Source organism: Mycobacterium sp. NGS67 (assembly GCF_059812185.1).
This window is the reverse complement of the sequence record NZ_JCALCF010000095.1, coordinates 1-371: the sequence shown is the minus strand read 5'-3', so window position 1 is coordinate 371 and position 371 is coordinate 1. Positions and strand designations below refer to the sequence as shown.

Annotated in this window: 1 pseudogene; it reads left to right on the top strand. The window is 63.3% G+C overall.

The window, feature by feature from the left end:
- Positions 1-51: 51 nt before the first annotated feature.
- Positions 52-371: pseudogene (locus AC5Y4D_RS27390) on the top strand (transposase); the annotation flags it as partial.

The following is a 371-nucleotide window of genomic DNA, read 5'->3' as shown; positions in this document are numbered from 1 at the left end:
TGAACCAGCCCGGGTTTCGTGCGCACCTTCTTTCGAGGGAAGGATGGCACGATGCCAAGCAAATACGACCCGGCGGTCAAGGCCAAGGCGGTCCGGTTGCTCCGGGAGCATCGCGAGGACTACGAGACGGAGTGGGCGGCGATGCGGGCCATCTCCACACGGTTGGGGATGAGTACCGAAACGCTGCGTAAGTGGGTGCGTCAGGCCGAAGTCGATGACGGTCAAGCGGCGGGGATGAGCACCCGGGAGTCCCAGGAGTTGCGGGAGCTGCGAAGGAAGAACCGCGAGCTGGAAGAAACCGTCGAGATCCTGAAGGCGGCAACAAGTTTCTTTGCGCGGGCGAGCGACCCGCGACACCGTTGATCTGTGCG